We start from the raw sequence: 16,558 nt of genomic DNA, 5'->3' as shown, positions 1-16,558 counted from the left end.
CCCAAGGCCGGCTTCCCGGTTTTGCCTGTTGCTGCGCGATAGCCGGTTTACGACCGCTGCGCGCCCGAGCGGGAGCAAGCTCCCTCGCCACACATAATCTTCAGGGGTTTACAGGGCCAACTGGCGGCGCAGTTCGGCCAGCACCGGGGCGCTGTCCGGGCGCACGCCGCGCCACAGATAGAAGGCTTCCGCCGCCTGTTCGGCCAGCATGCCCAAACCATCAAGCACCAGCGCCGCGCCATGTTCACTGGCCCAACGGCAGAACGGCGTCGGCTCCTTGGCGTACATCATGTCGTAGCACACCGTTTTGCCCGGCTCGATCAGGCTGCTGGCAATCGGTGGCAGTTCACCCGACAGGCTGGCGGAAGTGGCATTGATGATCAGGTCCACCGACTCCTGCAACCAGTCGAAACCACTGGCCGACACCGGCCCCAGGTCGGCGAACAGTTCGGCCAGCAACTCGGCTTTTTCCACGGTGCGATTGGCGATCACCACCGACGCCGGCCGCTGCGCCAACAGGGGTTCCAAGGCTCCACGCACGGCGCCCCCGGCGCCCAAAAGGAGGATGCGCTTGCCCTTGAGGCTGACCCCGGCGTTGACCGTCAGGTCACGCACCAGTCCGGCGCCGTCGGTGTTGTCTCCCAGCAGAGTGCCGTCCGCTTGCTTGCTCAGGGTGTTCACCGCACCGGCCCGCTGGGCGCGCTCGGTCAGGCTGTCGCACAGGCGATAGGCGTCTTCCTTGAACGGCACGGTGACGTTGGCACCGCGGCCCTGGGCGAAGAAATCGCGGGCGGCACCGGCGAAATCGTCCAGAGGCGCCAGCAGGGTGTTGTATTCCAGTTGCTGGCCGGTCTGCTGGGCGAACAGCCGATGGATCAAGGGTGATTTGCTGTGGCCGATCGGATTACCAAAGACAACGTACTGATCCATCTCTCATCCCATTTGCTCAACACACTGGCAGGAACCGCGTCCGCCTTGAAGGCCTCTTCACCGGCAAGCCGGCTCCTGCGCAGTGGGTGCGGTTTAGTTGCTGGCGGCCAGCCAGTCGCGGTCTTGCAGGAAGTATTCGGTCAGGCGCGCTTCTTCGCTGCCCGGCTCGGCCTTCCAGTCGTAGCCCCAGCGCACTTGCGGCGGCAGCGACATGAGGATCGACTCGGTGCGACCACCCGATTGCAGGCCGAACAGGGTGCCACGGTCGTAGACCAGGTTGAACTCCACATAGCGACCGCGACGGAACTCCTGGAACTCGCGCTGCTGCTCGGTATAGGCGTCAGCCTTGCGGCGCTGGACGATGGGCAGATAGGCCTCGATGTAGGCATCGCCGATGGCGCGCATGAAGGCGAAGCTGGTGTCGAAGTCCCATTCGTTGAGGTCGTCGAAGAACAGGCCACCGATGCCCCGCGGTTCGTTGCGGTGCTTGATATGGAAGTAGCTGTCGCACCAGGCCTTGTAGCGCGGGTAGACGTCCGGGCCAAAAGGCGCACAGGCGCGCTCGGCAACCCGGTGCCAATGCACGCAGTCTTCTTCATTGCCGTAGTAGGGGGTCAGGTCGAAGCCGCCGCCGAACCACCAGACCGGCTCTTCCCCTTCCTTCTCGGCAATGAAGAAACGCACGTTGGCGTGGGACGTCGGCACATGAGGGTTGTGTGGGTGAATCACCAGGGACACGCCCAGGGCCTCGAAACCCCGGCCGGCCAGTTCCGGACGGTGGGCACTGGCCGAAGGTGGCAGGCCGCTGCCGAACACATGGGAAAAGTTGACCCCACCCTTTTCGATCACTGCGCCGTCGCCGATCACCCGGGTGCGACCGCCACCGCCGGCAGGGCGGGTCCAGGCGTCCTCGATAAAGCGTGCGCCACCGTCTTCGGTTTCCAGTGCAGCGCAAATGCGGTCTTGCAGGTCGAGCAGGTAGGCTTTTACGGCCTCGGTGCGGGTAGTCATGGCATCACCTTGAATCGGGCAAAGCTACGCGGCGCTAGGGATGGAGCAGGGGACGCGCGCAAATGGGCGCGTAGCATAACACCGCGTCGGGGCGCTCCGCAGTTGACGAAGGTCAAGCACAGGAGTCCGATAGAGCACTTTCACGACACGACCAAGGAGAGAGTGCAGATGGCCAAACGTATCCAGTTCCGTGCCCATGGCGGCCCCGAAGTACTCGAGTATGTGGATTACCAGCCCGCCGAACCTGGACCACAGCAGGTTCGCGTCAGCAACAAGGCCATCGGCCTGAACTTCATCGACACCTATTTCCGCAGTGGCCTGTATGCCCCACCAGCATTGCCATCCGGCCTCGGCGCCGAAGGCGCCGGGGTGGTGGAAGCGGTGGGCAGCGCTGTGACGCGCTTCAAGGTAGGTGATCGTGTGGCCTATGGCAGCGGCCCACTGGGCGCCTACAGCGATGTGCATGTACTGCCGGAAGCCAATCTGGTGCATCTGCCAGAGGCCATCAGCTTCGAGCAAGCCGCCGGGGTGATGCTCAAGGGCCTGACCGTGCAGTACCTGCTGCGTCAGACTTATGAACTCAAGGGTGGCGAAACCGTACTGTTTCACGCCGCAGCGGGGGGCGTCGGTTCCCTGGCCTGCCAATGGGCCAAGGCCCTTGGGGTCAAACTGATCGGTACCGTCAGCTCGCCGGAAAAGGCCGCCATTGCCAAAGCCCTCGGCGCCTGGGAAACCATCGACTACAGCCATGAAGACGTCGCCAAGCGCGTGCTGGAACTGACGGATGGCAAGAAGTGCCCGGTGGTGTATGACGGTGTCGGCAAAGACACCTGGCTGACCTCCCTGGATTGCCTGGCACCGCGCGGGCTGATGGTCAGCTTCGGCAATGCCTCGGGAGCGGTGGACGGGGTGAACCTGGGGATTCTCTCGGCCAAGGGCTCGCTGTACGTGACCCGGCCGACCCTGGCCAGCTACGCCAACAATGCCGAGAACCTGCAGCTCATGGCCGACGACCTGTTCGGCATGATTGCCAGCGGCAAGCTGAAGATCGAGATTGGCCAGCGCTTCGCTCTGGCGGACGCGGCCAAGGCCCATATCGAGTTGTCGGCCCGGCGTACTACCGGCTCGACCGTGTTGTTGCCTTAAGCGCTTTCGCCGGCAAGCCGGCTCCTACGGATGTTCATAGGAGACGGCTTGCCGGCGAAGCGGTTCAGGAAGGCCGCACCACCTTGCCGGTGGCCAGATCCCGAATCAGGCTCGGGTTCTTGCGCCCGCCCAGGCTGCCGGTGAGCACCAGGTCCAGTTGTCCACGGAAGTACTGCTCGATGCGCAGCCGCGTACGCGCTGCCGGCCGCCCCTGGGGATTGGCCGAAGTGGAAATCAACGGCCCCACCAAGGCACAGAGTTCACGGACCAGCGGATGGTCGCTGACCCGCAACGCCACCGTGTCATGCACCCCGGTCACCCACTCCGGCAGCAGGTTCTGATGGGGCACCAGCCAGGTATTGGGCCCCGGCCAGGTACTGGACATGCGCTCGATCCAGGTATCCGGGAAATCCTCGAAGAGGAAATCGAACTGGTGGATGTTGTCGGCGATCAGGATCAGGCCCTTGTCCACCGACCGTGACTTGATTGCCAGCAGGCGATCCACCGCCTCTTCATTCCACGGATCGCACCCCAGGCCCCAGACCGCTTCGGTTGGATAGGCAATCACCGCCCCTGCGCGAATCTCTCGTGCGGCTTGCTGCACACGCCAACTGCTGACCATTGCCGAATCTCCAGATAAAAGCTGTGCGCAGTTTACCGATCCTGCCTATAAAACCTAGCTCAGACGCGCAAACCAGCGGCCGTTTTCGTTGACGGCCCGCGCCTCGATTTCCAGCTCGGTCAGTGCCGCCAGCACCCGGGGCAGGGACCAGCCGCTGGCAAGCGCCAGGGCCTCGCTGCTGTGGGGGGCCGCCTGAAGCAGCGCCAGCAGCGGATGCTCGCTGGCCTCCAGCGGCGCTGAGGCAGGCGGCGGCAGGTGTTGCCAACCTCTCAGGGTTTCCAGGATGTGCTGCACGCTTTCCACCAGCACCGCGCCGTCACGGATCAGTTGATGACAACCCCGGGCACCGGGGTGATGAATCGAACCGGGGATCGCGTATACCTCGCGGCCTTGCTCGGCCGCCAGGCGGGCGGTGATCAGCGAGCCGCTGGCGACACTGGCTTCCACCACCAGCACCCCCAGGGACAAGCCACTGATGATCCGGTTGCGCCGGGGGAAGTGCTCCGGACGTGGGCCAGTGTCCAGGGGGAACTCGGAAATCACTGCGCTGCCCTGCTCGATCATCGCCCTGGCCAAGGCCCGATGCCGCTGTGGATAACATTTTTCCAGGCCCGTGCCCAACACCCCCACGGTACGCCCACCCACGTCCAGGGCCGCCTGGTGCGCAGCGCCATCGATGCCCAGCGCCAGGCCGCTGGTGATCACGAATCCGGCGGCGGCCAGACTCCGGGAAAACGCCGCGGCCGTGTCCAGTCCCGGACGCGAAGCCCGACGGCTGCCCACCAGCGCCAGCTGCGGCCGTTGCAGAATCGACGGATCGCCGGCCACGAACAACAGCGGTGGCGCATCCTCCAGTTGCGCCAACAGCGGGGGATAGTCGGGCTGGTCCCACATCAGCAAATGCTGGGCCTGGTTGTCTATCCAGGCCAGTGCGCGGCGGGCGCCTTCCCGGACTTCGACACTGCGCCGGGCATCGGTACAGGCCGTCGGCAGACCCAGGGAGTGCCAGGCATGGGCCGGGGCACTGAGGGCCTTGGAGGCTGAACCGAAGGCCTGGAGCAAACGCCCAAAGCGCATGGCGCCCAGGGCCGGCAGGCCATGCAAACGTAAACGGGCTTCCAGTTCCGCGGGGGAAATGGCAGCACTGATCGAGTGCGACATGGATCATCCTTGATCGTCATCGGTCCGGCGAAAGCCGGAACAAGCTGTGGATAAGTCTGTTGGTAACTTGTTGAGGAAAGGTTTCCTGCTGCGCCAGGGAGATGCCCTGCCGAGGTCGGCCATGCGCTGCCCAACCACCCGTGCAGCCAACCGCAAGCACGCCAATCAGGCCTGACGCAACCGCTTGCAGGTCCGACCGATGGCGGTCCAGCCCAGTAGCAGCAGGGCGAACAGACATTTCCTCAGGGGCTGAATCCCTTTATTATGTGCGTTCGCGTAAAACGCCAGAGCCTGCGCGGCTCGCTCCTTTGCAGAGCACGTTTTGCATCGGCGGCCCAGGTCCAGGACCTGACAGGACGCCGACTCCGCCCTTACTTCACACGTGTAGCAATTACGCTTATGGCCATTTTAAACATCCTCGAATTCCCCGATTCGCGCCTGCGCACTATCGCCAAACCCGTGGCCGTAGTGGACGACGAAGTGCGTCAGTTGGTCGATGACATGTTTGAAACAATGTATGAGGCCCCAGGCATTGGTCTGGCGGCGACCCAGGTCAACGTGCACAAACGCGTCGTGGTCATGGACCTGTCCGAAGATCGCAGCGAGCCCCGGGTGTTCATCAACCCCGAGTTCGAAGCCCTGACCGACGAGATGGACCAGTATCAGGAAGGCTGCCTTTCGGTGCCGGGTTTCTACGAGAACGTCGACCGTCCGCAGCGCGTCAAGATCAAGGCCCTGGACCGCGACGGCCAGCCCTATGAGCTGATCGCCGAAGGTTTGCTGGCGGTGTGCATCCAGCACGAATGCGACCACCTCAACGGCAAGCTGTTCGTCGACTACCTGTCCACGCTCAAGCGTGACCGGATCAAGAAGAAGCTGGAAAAGCAGCATCGCCAGCAGGCTTGATGACCGTCTTGCAAAGGCTTGCCACGGCAAGCCTTTTTCTTTTCCGCATGTTTAACATCGAGAATTCCCATGACTGAGCCACTGCGCATCGTCTTTGCCGGCACCCCCGAATTCGCCGCCGAACACCTCAAGGCCCTGCTCGACAGCCCTCACCAGATTGTCGCGGTCTACACCCAGCCGGACCGTCCGGCGGGGCGCGGGCAGAAGCTGATGCCAAGCCCGGTCAAACAGCTGGCCCTGGAGCACCAGATCCCGGTGCTGCAACCACCCACCCTGCGCAATGCCGAGGCCCAGGCCGAACTGGCGGCGCTCAAGCCGGACCTGATGGTGGTGGTGGCCTACGGCCTGATCCTGCCTCAGGTGGTGCTGGATATTCCGCGCCTGGGCTGTATCAACAGCCACGCCTCCCTGCTGCCGCGCTGGCGCGGTGCCGCGCCGATCCAGCGCGCCGTAGAAGCCGGCGACGAGGCCAGCGGCGTGACCGTGATGCGCATGGAAGCCGGCCTGGACACCGGGCCGATGCTGCTCAAGGTCAGCACCCCGATCAGCGCCCAGGACACCGGCGGCAGTCTGCACGACCGCCTGGCCGAGCTGGGCCCGCCGGCAGTGCTGCAAGCCATCGAAGGCCTCGCCGCCGGCACCCTGGAAGGCGAAATCCAGGACGACAGCCTGGCCACCTACGCCCACAAGTTGAACAAGGATGAAGCGCGCATCGACTGGAATCGCCCGGCCGTGGAGCTGGAGCGCCTGGTCCGGGCCTTCAATCCCTGGCCGATCTGCCACAGCACCCTCAATGGCGAAGCCCTGAAAGTCCTGGCAGCCACCCTGGCCGAAGGCCGTGGCGCCCCGGGCGAGATCCTCGGCGCCAGCAAGGATGGCCTGGTCGTCGCCTGCGGTGAGCAGGCGCTGTGCCTGACCCGCCTGCAACTGCCCGGGGGCAAGGCGCTGAACTTCAGCGACCTGTTCAACAGCCGCCGCGAGAAATTCGCCATCGGCACCGTCCTCGGCCAGACGGCGGACGCCCAATGAACCCGCGCCTGGCCGCCGCCAAGGCCCTGACCGCGGTCCTCAACGGCAAGGCCTCGCTCAACAGCTCGCTGCCGGTCCAGCTGGACAAGGTCGAGGTCCGGGACCGCGGCTTCACCCAGGACCTGGCGTTCGGCACCGCGCGCTGGCAGCCGCGGCTGTCGGCGCTGGCGGCCAAGCTGCTGCAGAAGCCGTTCAAGGCCGCCGATGCCGATGTCGAGGCGCTGCTGCTGGTGGGTCTCTATCAGTTGCTCTACACCCGGGTGCCGGCCCACGCCGCCATCGGCGAAACCGTGGGCTGCGCCGACAAGTTGAAAAAGCCCTGGGCCAAGGCTCTGCTCAACGCCGTGCTGCGCCGCGCCCAGCGTGAAAGCGAGGCCCTGTTGGCCGAGCTGGAACATGATCCGGTGGTGCGCACCGCCCACCCACGCTGGCTGCAGAAGTCCCTCAAGGCCTTCTGGCCCGAGCAATGGGAAGCCATCTGCGCCGCCAACAACGCTCACCCGCCGATGATCCTGCGGGTCAATCGCCGTCATCACTCCCGGGATGCCTACCTGAAGCTGTTGAGCCAAGCGGGGGTTGCGGCCAAGGCCTGCGTCTACAGCCAGGACGGCATCGTCCTCGACGAAGCCGGTGATGTGCGCAGCCTGCCGGGCTTTGCCGAAGGCTGGGTCAGCGTCCAGGACGAAGCCGCACAACTGGCTGCCGATCTGCTGGAACTGGCCCCGGGGCAACGGGTGCTGGATGCCTGCTGCGCCCCGGGCGGCAAGACCTGCCACATCCTCGAAGTGCAGCCGCAATTGGCTGGCGTGGTGGCAGTGGACCTGGAAGCCAAGCGCCTGGTGCGAGTGCGAGAAAACCTCGACCGCCTGGGGCTCGATGCCCAGCTGATTGCCGCCGACGGCCGGGATACCCAGGCCTGGTGGGACGGCCAGCCGTTCCAGCGCATCCTGCTGGACGCTCCCTGCTCGGCCACCGGGGTGATTCGTCGCCACCCGGATATCAAACTCACTCGCCAAGCTGAAGACATCGCCGCCCTGGCGCAATTGCAAGGCGAACTGCTGGACGCCCTGTGGCAGACCCTGGAAGTGGGCGGCATCCTGCTCTACGCCACCTGCTCGACCCTGCCCACCGAGAACACCGAAGTGATCGAGGCCTTCCTGTCCCGCACCCCGGGAGCTCGTGAGTTGGACATCGGCGGCCAACTGGGGCAGCCTGCGGCCGGCCTCAAGCAGCCCCACGGACGCCAGTTGCTGGCACAAGAGGGCGGCCACGACGGCTTCTATTACGCCAAACTGATCAAGATCGCCGCAGCTCGCGGCTAAACGGTTTTAAGGGAGTGACTGGATGAAGATCATCATCCTCGGCGCCGGGCAAGTGGGCGGCACGCTGGCGGAACACCTGGCCAGCGAAGCCAACGACATCACCGTGGTCGACACCGACGGCGAACGCCTGCGCGACCTCGGCGACCGCCTGGACATCCGCACCGTGCAGGGCCGCGCCTCGTTCCCGACGGTGCTGCGCCAGGCCGGCGCCGACGACGCCGACATGCTGGTGGCGGTGACCAACAGCGACGAAACCAACATGGTTGCCTGCCAGGTCGCCCACACCCTGTTCCACACCCCGACCAAGATCGCCCGGGTGCGCGAAGCCGCCTACCTGACCCGCGCCGGGCTGTTCGACAACGACGCGATCCCGGTGGACGTGCTGATCAGCCCCGAGCAGGTGGTGACCAACTACATCAAGCGTTTGATCGAACACCCCGGCGCTCTGCAGGTGATCGACTTCGCCGAAGGCAAGGCACAACTGGTGGCGGTCAAGGCCTATTACGGCGGTCCGTTGGTGGGCCAGCAGCTGCGTCAGTTGCGCGAGCACATGCCCAATGTCGATACCCGGGTGGCGGCGATCTTCCGCCGCGACCGGCCGATCATGCCCAAGGGCGATACGGTGATCGAGGCCGACGACGAGGTGTTCTTCATCGCCGCCAAGGCCCACATCCGCGCGGTGATGAGCGAAATGCGCCGCCTGGAGGAATCCTACAAGCGTATCGTCATCGCCGGTGGCGGGCAGATCGGCGAGCGCCTGGCCGAGGCCATCGAAAGCCGCTACCAGGTGAAGATCATCGAGATGAACCCGGCCCGCTGCCGCTACCTGTCCGACACCCTGGACAGCACCGTGGTGCTGCAGGGCAGCGCCTCGGACCGCGATCTGCTGCTGGAAGAGAACATCGCCGACGCCGACATCTTCCTGGCCCTGACCAACGACGACGAGGCCAACATCATGTCCTCGCTGCTGGCCAAGCGCCTGGGGGCGAAGAAGGTCATGACCATCATCAACAACCCGGCCTATGTCGACCTGATCCAGGGCGGCGATATCGACATTGCCATCAGCCCGCAACTGGCCACCATCGGCACCCTGCTGGCCCACGTGCGCCGCGGCGATATCGTCAGCGTGCACTCCCTGCGCCGTGGCGCAGCGGAAGCCATCGAGGCCATCGCCCACGGCGACGCCAAGTCGAGCAAGGTGATCGGCCGCGCCATCGAGAGCATCGGCTTGCCGCCGGGCACTACCATCGGCGCGATCATTCGCGACGAGGAAGTGCTGATCGCCCACGACGACACGGTGATCGAAGCCGGCGACCACGTGATCCTGTTCCTTGTGGATAAAAAGCACATTCGCGACGTGGAAAAACTGTTCCACGTCGGCCTGAGCTTCTTCTGATCAACCACTGTGTAGCCGCTGCCGCAGACTGCGATCGACTGCACCGCAGGCGCTGCCCTTGCACAGCCTGCGGCAGCGGCTACATGAGCCCACAGGAGTGACAACGATGCTTGAATCGCTGGAAAAAATGCTCGCCAAGGGTGTGGATAACGCCTTGCTGCGCTTTGGCCTGGGCAAGGGCTATCTGGACCAGGGCGATTTCGCCAGGGCCGCCGAGCACCTGCAGCACTGCGTGAGTTTCGATCCCAAGTATTCAGCGGCCTGGAAGCTGCTGGGCAAGGCCTGTCAGGGGCAGGGCGATCTTCAAGGGGCACGCCAGGCCTGGGAACAGGGCCTGGAAGCGGCCCGGGGGCATGGCGACAAACAGGCAGAAAAGGAAATGACCGTGTTCCTGAAAAAACTCGACCGCCAGTCTCAAGGCTGACCTCTATCCCCTGTAGCCGCTGCCGAAGGCTGCGAACGGCCCGCAGGGACGCAAAGATCTTGAGACGACACAGGTTCGGCTGGAGATCGCCAAACAAGGCCCTTCGGTCCTTTTCCCAGCCTCGCGGGCTCGGCAGCGGCTACAGGACGATTTCACAGGTAGCGCAGGGCGATCCCTTCCGCGTCCGCCTGGACCACTTCCATGCGCACCCTGGGCGCCGCCGCCGGCAAGCCCTGCACCTGGCCATAGACCACCGCGCCCTTGGGCAATTGCGCCAGGACCGGGCTTTGCACATAGACGCCACTGGCAGACAGGTTGCGAGTCTGCCCCAGGCATTCGCCTATGCTCTCGTGGGAAATCTTGATGCGAAACGACTTGCGGTGCTCGGACATCTTCTGCGCCCTTGTTGTGTGTGCTGTGGATAACGCCCTACGCGAAGTTATCCACAGATCGTGCCAGCTCGGTCAGTACCAGCGTGCCTCACCCGGCGGGCGCTTCTTGAAGCGTTTCATGCTCCACATGTACTGGCTCGGATACGCCCCGACATAGCGCTCGACCACCTTGCTCATGGCCGCACAGGAGGTTTCGGTATCGGTGCTGTACATCTCTTGCGGCGCCGCTTCGAGGATCACCTTGTAGCCCGAGCCATCGGGCAGGCGCAGGGCATGGAGGAACACGCCCACGGCCTTGCCGCCGGCCAGCATGTTCGGCACGAACTTACTGGTCAGCGCCTGGGTGGCGAAGAAGGGCACGAAGATCCCGGCGGATTCGGCCGGTTCCGGGTCGGCGGGAATGCCCACCGCACCGCCTTTGCGCACTTCCTTGATGACGCTGAGGATGCCTTCCTTGGTGGAGGCCGCCACGCGGTTGCCCAGTTGCACCCGCTGCTTGCGCAGCAGTTCGTCCACGGCCTTGAGCTTGGGCGGACGGTAGAAAATGATCGGTTTGCACTGGCTGCAATAGAAGTGGTTGAGCACTTCCCAGTTGCCCAGGTGGCTGGTGATGCCGACCACGCCCTTGCCCGAGGCCAGGGCGTCCTTGAGTACGTCCAGGCCCTCGACCTCCCGCACCAGAGCAATGGAGCGCTCCGCTGGCCAGATCCAGGCGCAAGCGCTTTCGGTCAGGGACTTGCCGATGTCTTTCAGGCTCTGTCCCACCAGACGCTCGCGCTCGGCGGGGTCCATCTGTGGAAAACATTTGGCCAGGTTGATGCGCACCACGTCGCGGGAGCGATTGGGGGTCTTCCACATGATCCAGCCGATGGCCGCGCCGACCGCCTGCACCGCGCGCCAGGGCAGCAGGGCAAACAACCGCAGAGCGCCCACCAGCAGGGCGCCTTTGAACTTATCCACAAATGACTCCTGATCTGTCGGTCTGAAGCGTGTCGCGAGCCGGCTATTCTAACCGCGCGTTGGTGAGGATGGCGTAACGATCACAGTCGCGGGTGTGATCCATGACCATGCCCGAAGCCTGCATCAGCGCGTAGCAGATGGTCGGGCCGACGAAGGTGAAACCGGCTTTCTGCAGGCCGCGGCTCATGGCTTCGGCCTCCGGGGTCACCGCCGGCACTTCGCTGCGGTCCCGGAAATGATTGATCTTGGGCACACCACCGACGAAGGACCAGAGAAAGGCCACCGGGTCTTCCAGCTCCAGCCAGGCCTGGGCATTGCGCCGGGCGGCGTTGAGCTTGAGGCGGTTGCGGATGATGCCGGGGTCCTGCATCAGGTCCTCGATCTCGGCGTCGCTCATCTGCGCCACGCGCTGCACATCGAAGCCGAACAGCACCTGGCGATAGCGCTCGCGCTTCTTCAGCACGGTGATCCAGGACAGCCCGGCCTGGAACCCTTCGAGCAATAACAACTCGAACAGACGCTGCGCATCGCGCAGCGGCACGCCCCACTCCTGATCGTGATAAGCCATGTACAGCGGATCGTCGGAACACCAAAAGCAGCGTGGCATAAGGCTCCAGGGGGCGTGCGCAGGACTGAATCGGGTATACTCCCGCTCCTTAAATCGCAGCCCAAGTAACAGGTGAATTTCGTGAGCCAGCCTACGCCAGCCGTGCGTACCTTCCAAGACTTGATCCTCGCCCTCCAGCAGTACTGGGCCGAGCAAGGTTGTGTGGTACTTCAGCCCTACGATATGGAAGTAGGCGCCGGCACTTTCCACACCGCTACATTCCTGCGGGCCATCGGCCCGGAAACCTGGAACGCCGCTTATGTGCAGCCCAGTCGTCGCCCGACTGACGGCCGCTACGGCGAAAACCCCAACCGCCTGCAGCACTACTATCAGTTCCAGGTGGTCTTGAAGCCCAACCCGGAGAATTTCCAGGAGCTGTACCTGGGTTCCCTGAAGCACGTGGGCCTGGACCCGCTGGTGCACGACATCCGTTTCGTCGAGGACAACTGGGAATCGCCGACCCTGGGCGCCTGGGGCCTGGGCTGGGAAGTCTGGCTCAACGGGATGGAAGTGACTCAGTTCACCTACTTCCAGCAGGCCGGTGGCATCGAGTGCTACCCGGTGACCGGCGAGATCACCTACGGCCTGGAACGCCTGGCCATGTACCTGCAGGGCGTGGACTCGGTATACGACCTGGTGTGGGCCGACGGCCCGTTCGGCAAGGTCACCTATGGCGATGTGTTCCACCAGAACGAAGTGGAGCAGTCGACCTACAACTTCGAACACGCCAACGTCGAGAAGCTGTTCGAACTGTTCGATTTCTACGAAAGCGAGGCCAAGCGCCTGATCGAGCTGGATCAGCCGCTGCCGCTGCCGAGCTATGAAATGGTCCTCAAGGCCTCGCACACCTTCAACCTGCTGGATGCACGCCGGGCGATCTCGGTGACTGCGCGTCAGCAGTACATCCTGCGTGTGCGCACCCTGGCGCGTTCCGTGGCGCAAGCCTACCTGCTGGCCCGGGCCAAGCTGGGCTTCCCCATGGCGACCCCGGACCTGCGTGATGAAGTGTTGGCTAAGTTGGAGGCGGCACAATGAGTGCGCAAGATTTTCTGGTTGAACTGGGCACTGAAGAACTGCCACCCAAAGCCCTGAACACCCTGGCCGAAGCCTTCCTGGCCGGCATCGAGAAAGGCCTGCAGAGCGCCGGCCTGAGCTTTCAGGCCAAGCACGTGTACGCCGCGCCACGGCGCCTGGCGGTACTGATCACCCAGCTGGACACCCAGCAGCCGGATCGCAGCATCAACCTCGACGGCCCACCACGCCAGGCGGCCTTCGACGCTGAAGGCAACCCGACCCAGGCGGCCCTGGGTTTTGCCAAGAAGTGCGGCGTCGAACTCAGCGAGATCGATCAGAGCGGCCCGAAACTGCGCTACAGCCAGAGCATCAAGGGCAAGCCGACCGCCAGCCTGCTGCCGACCATCGTCGAAGACTCGCTGAACGACCTGCCGATTCCCAAGCGCATGCGCTGGGCCGCGCGCAAGGAAGAGTTCGTGCGTCCGACCCAATGGCTGGTGATGCTGCTGGGTGACGACGTTATCGACTGCACCATCCTGGCCCAGAAGGCCGGCCGCGATTCCCGTGGCCATCGCTTCCATCATCCGCAAAGCGTGCGCATCACCTCGCCGGCCAACTACCTGGCCGACCTGCGTGCCGCCTACGTACTGGCCGACGCCAACGAGCGTCGCGAGCTGATCAGCAAGCGCACCGCGGAACTGGCGACCCTGCAGGAAGGCACGGCGATCGTCCCGGCGGACCTGCTGGACGAAGTGACCGCCCTGGTGGAATGGCCAGTGCCACTGGTGTGCTCGTTCGAGGAGCGGTTCCTTGAAGTGCCTCAGGAAGCCCTGATCACCACCATGCAGGACAACCAGAAGTACTTCTGCCTGCTGGACGTGGACGGCAAGTTGCTGCCGCGTTTCATCACCGTGGCCAACATCGAGAGCAAGGACCCGCGCCAGATCATCGAGGGCAACGAGAAAGTCGTGCGCCCACGCCTGACCGACGCCGAGTTCTTCTTCAAGCAGGACAAGAAGCAGAAGCTCGAAGACTTCAACCTGCGCCTGCAGAACGTGGTCTTCCAGGAAAAACTCGGCAGCGTCTACGACAAGGCCGAGCGGGTGTCCAAGCTGGCCGCCTTCATTGCCCCGCGTATCGGCGGCGACGCCCAGCGCGCCGCCCGTGCCGGCCTGCTGTCCAAGTGCGACCTGGCCACCGAAATGGTCGGCGAGTTCCCGGAGATGCAAGGCATCGCCGGCTACTACTACGCCCTCAATGACGGCGAGCCGGAAGATGTGGCCCTGGCCCTCAACGAGCAGTACATGCCCCGTGGCGCCGGCGCCGAGCTGCCAAGCACCGTGACCGGTGCCGCCGTGGCCATCGCCGACAAGCTGGACACCCTGGTGGGGATCTTCGGCATCGGCATGCTGCCCACCGGCAGCAAGGACCCCTACGCCCTGCGTCGCGCGGCCCTGGGCGTGCTGCGTATCCTCATCGAGAAGAAGTTCGACCTCGACCTGAACGACGCCGTGGCCTTTGCCGTCAGCGCCTTCGGCAGCAAGGTCAAGGCCGCCGGCCTGGCCGACCAGGTGCTGGAGTTCATCTTCGACCGTCTGCGTGCCCGTTACGAAGACGAAGGCGTGGATGTGGCCACCTACCTGTCGGTACGTGCCCTGAAGCCGGGCTCGGCCCTGGACTTCGACCAGCGCGTGCAAGCCGTGCAGGCCTTCCGCAAGTTGCCGGAAGCCGCCGCCCTGGCCGCGGTGAACAAGCGCGTGTCGAACCTGCTGAGCAAGATCGAAGGCAATGTGCCGACCACCGTCGAAGCCAAGTACTTCGACAACGCCAACGAGTTCTCCCTGTACTCGGCGATCCAGCAGGCGGACCAGGCCGTACAGCCGATGGCCGCAGCGCGTCAGTACAGCGAGACCCTGGCCCGCCTGGCCGCCCTGCGCGAGCCGGTGGACGCCTTCTTCGAGGCGGTGATGGTCAATGCCGAGGACGCCAAGGTGCGGGCCAACCGCTATGCGCTGCTGGCGCGTCTGCGGGGCCTGTTCCTGGGTGTGGCGGACATTTCGGTACTGAGCTGATCAGGTAAGGAACTGCTGTGAAACTGCTGATACTCGACCGTGACGGCGTGATCAATCACGACTCCGATGCCTACATCAAATCGGTGCAGGAGTGGATTCCAATCCCCGGCTCGATCGAAGCCATTGCGCAGTTGAGCAAGGCCGGCTGGACGGTGGCGGTCGCCACCAACCAGTCCGGCATCGCTCGCGGCTACTACGACCTGGCCACCCTCGACGCCATGCATGCGCGCCTGCGCGAGCTGGTGGCGGAGCAGGGCGGCGAGGTCGGGCTGATCGTCTATTGTCCCCACGGCCCCGACGAAGGGTGCGCCTGTCGCAAACCGAAACCGGGCATGCTGCGGACCATTGCCGAGCATTACCAGGCAGAACTGACAGGTCTATGGTTTGTCGGTGACAGTCTCGGTGACCTGGAGGCCGCAAAAGCCGTCGACTCTCAGCCAGTATTGGTAAAGACCGGGAAAGGCGAAAAGACCCTGGGGAAAACCCTGCCGGTAGGCACCTTGATTTTTGACGACCTGGCGGCCGTTGCCGCTGAACTTATCCACAATTAGGCCCCTTCTGGCATCCTGACCAAGGACTGTTCGGGAGAGCGCTTTTTAACAGGCGGGCATGCCCGCAATGGTAAATGCCGCTATGTCGATCCTGCAGGCCATCAGAACCTTCTTCTTTTACCTGCTGTTGGGCACCAGTTCCTTGCTGTGGTGCTCCCTGAGCTTTTTTATCGCGCCGTTCCTGCCCTTCAAGGCGCGCTACCGCTTTATCAACGTCTACTGGTGTCGCTGCGCGCTGTGGCTGACCAAGGTATTTCTGAACATTCGCGTGGAAGTGAAGGGCGCGGAAAACGTCCCCGAGCGGCCCTGCGTGATCGTCTCCAATCACCAGAGCACCTGGGAGACCTTCTTCCTCTCGGCCTATTTCGAGCCTTTGAGCCAGGTCCTCAAGCGTGAGTTGCTGTATGTGCCGTTCTTCGGCTGGGCCATGGCCATGCTGCGCCCCATCGCCATCGACCGCGACAACCCCAAGGCCGCGCTCAAGCAGGTGGCGAGCAAGGGCGACGAACTGCTCAAGGACAATGTCTGGGTGCTGATCTTTCCGGAAGGCACTCGCGTGCCCTATGGCACCGTCGGCAAGTTCTCCCGCAGTGGCAGTGCCCTGGCGGTAAACGCCGACCTGCCGGTGCTGCCAGTGGCCCACAACGCCGGCAAGTTCTGGCCGAAGACCGGTTGGGCCAAGCGGCCCGGTACCATCACCGTGACCATCGGCGCGCCCATGTACGCCGAAGGCAGCGGCCCACGCGCCATCGCCGAGCTCAACGACCGGGTGGCGGCCTGGAATGAACAAGCCCAGCGAGATATGGGCTCATTGCCACCATTGGCGACTTCCACGGATAAGATTGCTGTATGAGCTTCTGTGGATAACCTGTGTACGACTATTCGTACAACGGCTGAAATCGACGCATAAATCACTGATTTATATGTATATTTCACAAGCTCATAAAATGTGGAAAAACGTGCATAAGTTTTACCGCAGCCAAAAAAACCGGCCTTGATGCCGGTTTTTTTTCGC

The 16,558-nt window shown here is 63.9% G+C and carries 17 protein-coding genes; 10 read left to right on the top strand and 7 right to left on the bottom strand.

Annotated elements, in window-relative coordinates; genetic code table 11:
- Window positions 1–108 precede the first annotated feature (108 nt).
- On the bottom strand, window positions 109–930 hold the full coding sequence (aroE, locus tag DWF74_RS16130) for a shikimate dehydrogenase (protein WP_115581293.1): 822 nt from the start codon (window positions 928–930) through the stop codon (window positions 109–111).
- A gap of 93 nt (window positions 931–1,023) precedes the next feature.
- Window positions 1,024–1,941: an oxygen-dependent coproporphyrinogen oxidase gene (gene hemF, locus DWF74_RS16125; protein ID WP_102862446.1), complete on the bottom strand. Its 918-nt coding sequence runs from the start codon at window positions 1,939–1,941 to the stop codon at window positions 1,024–1,026.
- A 168-nt stretch (window positions 1,942–2,109) separates the two neighbouring features.
- Between hemF and DWF74_RS16120 the strand changes: the two genes are divergently transcribed.
- Entirely contained in the window at window positions 2,110–3,087 is a 978-nt protein-coding gene (locus tag DWF74_RS16120; RefSeq protein WP_102881414.1) for an NADPH:quinone reductase, read from the top strand.
- Between the two features lie 64 nt (window positions 3,088–3,151).
- On the opposite strand, the gene DWF74_RS16115 is transcribed toward DWF74_RS16120, so the two are convergent.
- Complete coding sequence (locus tag DWF74_RS16115) at window positions 3,152–3,709, bottom strand: L-threonylcarbamoyladenylate synthase (RefSeq protein ID WP_102862444.1); 558 nt, start codon at window positions 3,707–3,709, stop codon at window positions 3,152–3,154.
- Window positions 3,710–3,763: 54 nt separating this feature from the next.
- Complete coding sequence (gene dprA, locus DWF74_RS16110) at window positions 3,764–4,870, bottom strand: DNA-processing protein DprA (protein ID WP_115581292.1); 1,107 nt, start codon at window positions 4,868–4,870, stop codon at window positions 3,764–3,766.
- A 399-nt stretch (window positions 4,871–5,269) separates the two neighbouring features.
- On the opposite strand from dprA, the gene def reads away from it, so the two are divergent.
- From def to DWF74_RS16085, 5 genes are all read left to right on the top strand, one after another.
- Window positions 5,270–5,776: a peptide deformylase gene (gene def / locus DWF74_RS16105; RefSeq protein ID WP_102862442.1), complete on the top strand. Its 507-nt coding sequence runs from the start codon at window positions 5,270–5,272 to the stop codon at window positions 5,774–5,776.
- 69 nt (window positions 5,777–5,845) lie between these two features.
- Window positions 5,846–6,805, top strand: a complete 960-nt coding sequence (gene fmt / locus DWF74_RS16100; protein WP_115581291.1) for a methionyl-tRNA formyltransferase — start codon at window positions 5,846–5,848, stop codon at window positions 6,803–6,805.
- Complete coding sequence (gene rsmB, locus DWF74_RS16095; RefSeq protein ID WP_110594144.1) at window positions 6,802–8,127, top strand: 16S rRNA (cytosine(967)-C(5))-methyltransferase RsmB; 1,326 nt, start codon at window positions 6,802–6,804, stop codon at window positions 8,125–8,127. The genes fmt and rsmB overlap by 4 nt, the downstream gene beginning before the upstream one ends.
- Before the next feature lie 22 nt (window positions 8,128–8,149).
- On the top strand, window positions 8,150–9,523 hold the full coding sequence (gene trkA / locus DWF74_RS16090; protein WP_102862439.1) for a Trk system potassium transporter TrkA: 1,374 nt from the start codon (window positions 8,150–8,152) through the stop codon (window positions 9,521–9,523).
- A 106-nt stretch (window positions 9,524–9,629) separates the two neighbouring features.
- Window positions 9,630–9,947, top strand: a complete 318-nt coding sequence (locus DWF74_RS16085) for a tetratricopeptide repeat protein (RefSeq protein ID WP_115581290.1) — start codon at window positions 9,630–9,632, stop codon at window positions 9,945–9,947.
- Between the two features lie 152 nt (window positions 9,948–10,099).
- Here the strand turns inward: DWF74_RS16085 and DWF74_RS16080 are convergent, their stop codons facing one another.
- The 3 genes from DWF74_RS16080 to DWF74_RS16070 all read right to left on the bottom strand — a co-directional run bounded on the left by DWF74_RS16080 (window position 10,100) and on the right by DWF74_RS16070 (window position 11,906).
- Window positions 10,100–10,339, bottom strand: coding sequence for a PilZ domain-containing protein (locus DWF74_RS16080; RefSeq protein WP_092318073.1), 240 nt, complete (start codon window positions 10,337–10,339; stop codon window positions 10,100–10,102).
- A 72-nt stretch (window positions 10,340–10,411) separates the two neighbouring features.
- Window positions 10,412–11,299, bottom strand: coding sequence for a lysophospholipid acyltransferase (locus DWF74_RS16075; protein WP_102862437.1), 888 nt, complete (start codon window positions 11,297–11,299; stop codon window positions 10,412–10,414).
- Window positions 11,300–11,342: 43 nt separating this feature from the next.
- The gene (locus DWF74_RS16070; protein ID WP_115581289.1) at window positions 11,343–11,906 is read right to left on the bottom strand and encodes a DNA-3-methyladenine glycosylase I; all 564 of its coding nucleotides are present in this window, start codon (window positions 11,904–11,906) and stop codon (window positions 11,343–11,345) included.
- Between the two features lie 81 nt (window positions 11,907–11,987).
- Here DWF74_RS16070 and glyQ point away from each other — a divergent pair, with 81 nt between their 5' ends.
- From glyQ to DWF74_RS16050, 4 genes are all read left to right on the top strand, one after another.
- On the top strand, window positions 11,988–12,941 hold the full coding sequence (gene glyQ, locus DWF74_RS16065) for a glycine--tRNA ligase subunit alpha (RefSeq protein ID WP_003177094.1): 954 nt from the start codon (window positions 11,988–11,990) through the stop codon (window positions 12,939–12,941).
- The gene (gene glyS / locus DWF74_RS16060) at window positions 12,938–14,992 is read left to right on the top strand and encodes a glycine--tRNA ligase subunit beta (protein WP_102862435.1); all 2,055 of its coding nucleotides are present in this window, start codon (window positions 12,938–12,940) and stop codon (window positions 14,990–14,992) included. The genes glyQ and glyS overlap by 4 nt, the downstream gene beginning before the upstream one ends.
- Before the next feature lie 17 nt (window positions 14,993–15,009).
- Window positions 15,010–15,543 (top strand): D-glycero-beta-D-manno-heptose 1,7-bisphosphate 7-phosphatase, encoded by a 534-nt coding sequence (gmhB, locus tag DWF74_RS16055; RefSeq protein ID WP_092318060.1) that lies wholly within the window; start codon window positions 15,010–15,012, stop codon window positions 15,541–15,543.
- 82 nt (window positions 15,544–15,625) lie between these two features.
- Window positions 15,626–16,396: a lysophospholipid acyltransferase family protein gene (locus tag DWF74_RS16050; RefSeq protein WP_102862434.1), complete on the top strand. Its 771-nt coding sequence runs from the start codon at window positions 15,626–15,628 to the stop codon at window positions 16,394–16,396.
- Window positions 16,397–16,558: the final 162 nt, after the last annotated feature.

The organism is Pseudomonas protegens, assembly GCF_003363755.1.
Lineage (GTDB): Bacteria > Pseudomonadota > Gammaproteobacteria > Pseudomonadales > Pseudomonadaceae > Aquipseudomonas > Aquipseudomonas danubii.
Note: the sequence above shows the minus strand (reverse complement) of the source record. Positions and strands in the feature narration are given on the sequence as shown.

What these genes read in the sequence shown, in the direction of transcription:
- aroE (WP_115581293.1), bottom strand. Translation starts at nt 930, where the DNA reads ATGGATCAGTACGTTGTCTTTGGTAATCCGATCGGCCACAGCAAATCA.
- hemF (WP_102862446.1), bottom strand. Translation starts at nt 1,941, where the DNA reads ATGACTACCCGCACCGAGGCCGTAAAAGCCTACCTGCTCGACCTGCAA.
- DWF74_RS16120 (WP_102881414.1), top strand. Translation starts at nt 2,110, where the DNA reads ATGGCCAAACGTATCCAGTTCCGTGCCCATGGCGGCCCCGAAGTACTC.
- DWF74_RS16115 (WP_102862444.1), bottom strand. Translation starts at nt 3,709, where the DNA reads ATGGTCAGCAGTTGGCGTGTGCAGCAAGCCGCACGAGAGATTCGCGCA.
- dprA (WP_115581292.1), bottom strand. Translation starts at nt 4,870, where the DNA reads ATGTCGCACTCGATCAGTGCTGCCATTTCCCCCGCGGAACTGGAAGCC.
- def (WP_102862442.1), top strand. Translation starts at nt 5,270, where the DNA reads ATGGCCATTTTAAACATCCTCGAATTCCCCGATTCGCGCCTGCGCACT.
- fmt (WP_115581291.1), top strand. Translation starts at nt 5,846, where the DNA reads ATGACTGAGCCACTGCGCATCGTCTTTGCCGGCACCCCCGAATTCGCC.
- rsmB (WP_110594144.1), top strand. Translation starts at nt 6,802, where the DNA reads ATGAACCCGCGCCTGGCCGCCGCCAAGGCCCTGACCGCGGTCCTCAAC.
- trkA (WP_102862439.1), top strand. Translation starts at nt 8,150, where the DNA reads ATGAAGATCATCATCCTCGGCGCCGGGCAAGTGGGCGGCACGCTGGCG.
- DWF74_RS16085 (WP_115581290.1), top strand. Translation starts at nt 9,630, where the DNA reads ATGCTTGAATCGCTGGAAAAAATGCTCGCCAAGGGTGTGGATAACGCC.
- DWF74_RS16080 (WP_092318073.1), bottom strand. Translation starts at nt 10,339, where the DNA reads ATGTCCGAGCACCGCAAGTCGTTTCGCATCAAGATTTCCCACGAGAGC.
- DWF74_RS16070 (WP_115581289.1), bottom strand. Translation starts at nt 11,906, where the DNA reads ATGCCACGCTGCTTTTGGTGTTCCGACGATCCGCTGTACATGGCTTAT.
- glyS (WP_102862435.1), top strand. Translation starts at nt 12,938, where the DNA reads ATGAGTGCGCAAGATTTTCTGGTTGAACTGGGCACTGAAGAACTGCCA.
- DWF74_RS16050 (WP_102862434.1), top strand. Translation starts at nt 15,626, where the DNA reads ATGTCGATCCTGCAGGCCATCAGAACCTTCTTCTTTTACCTGCTGTTG.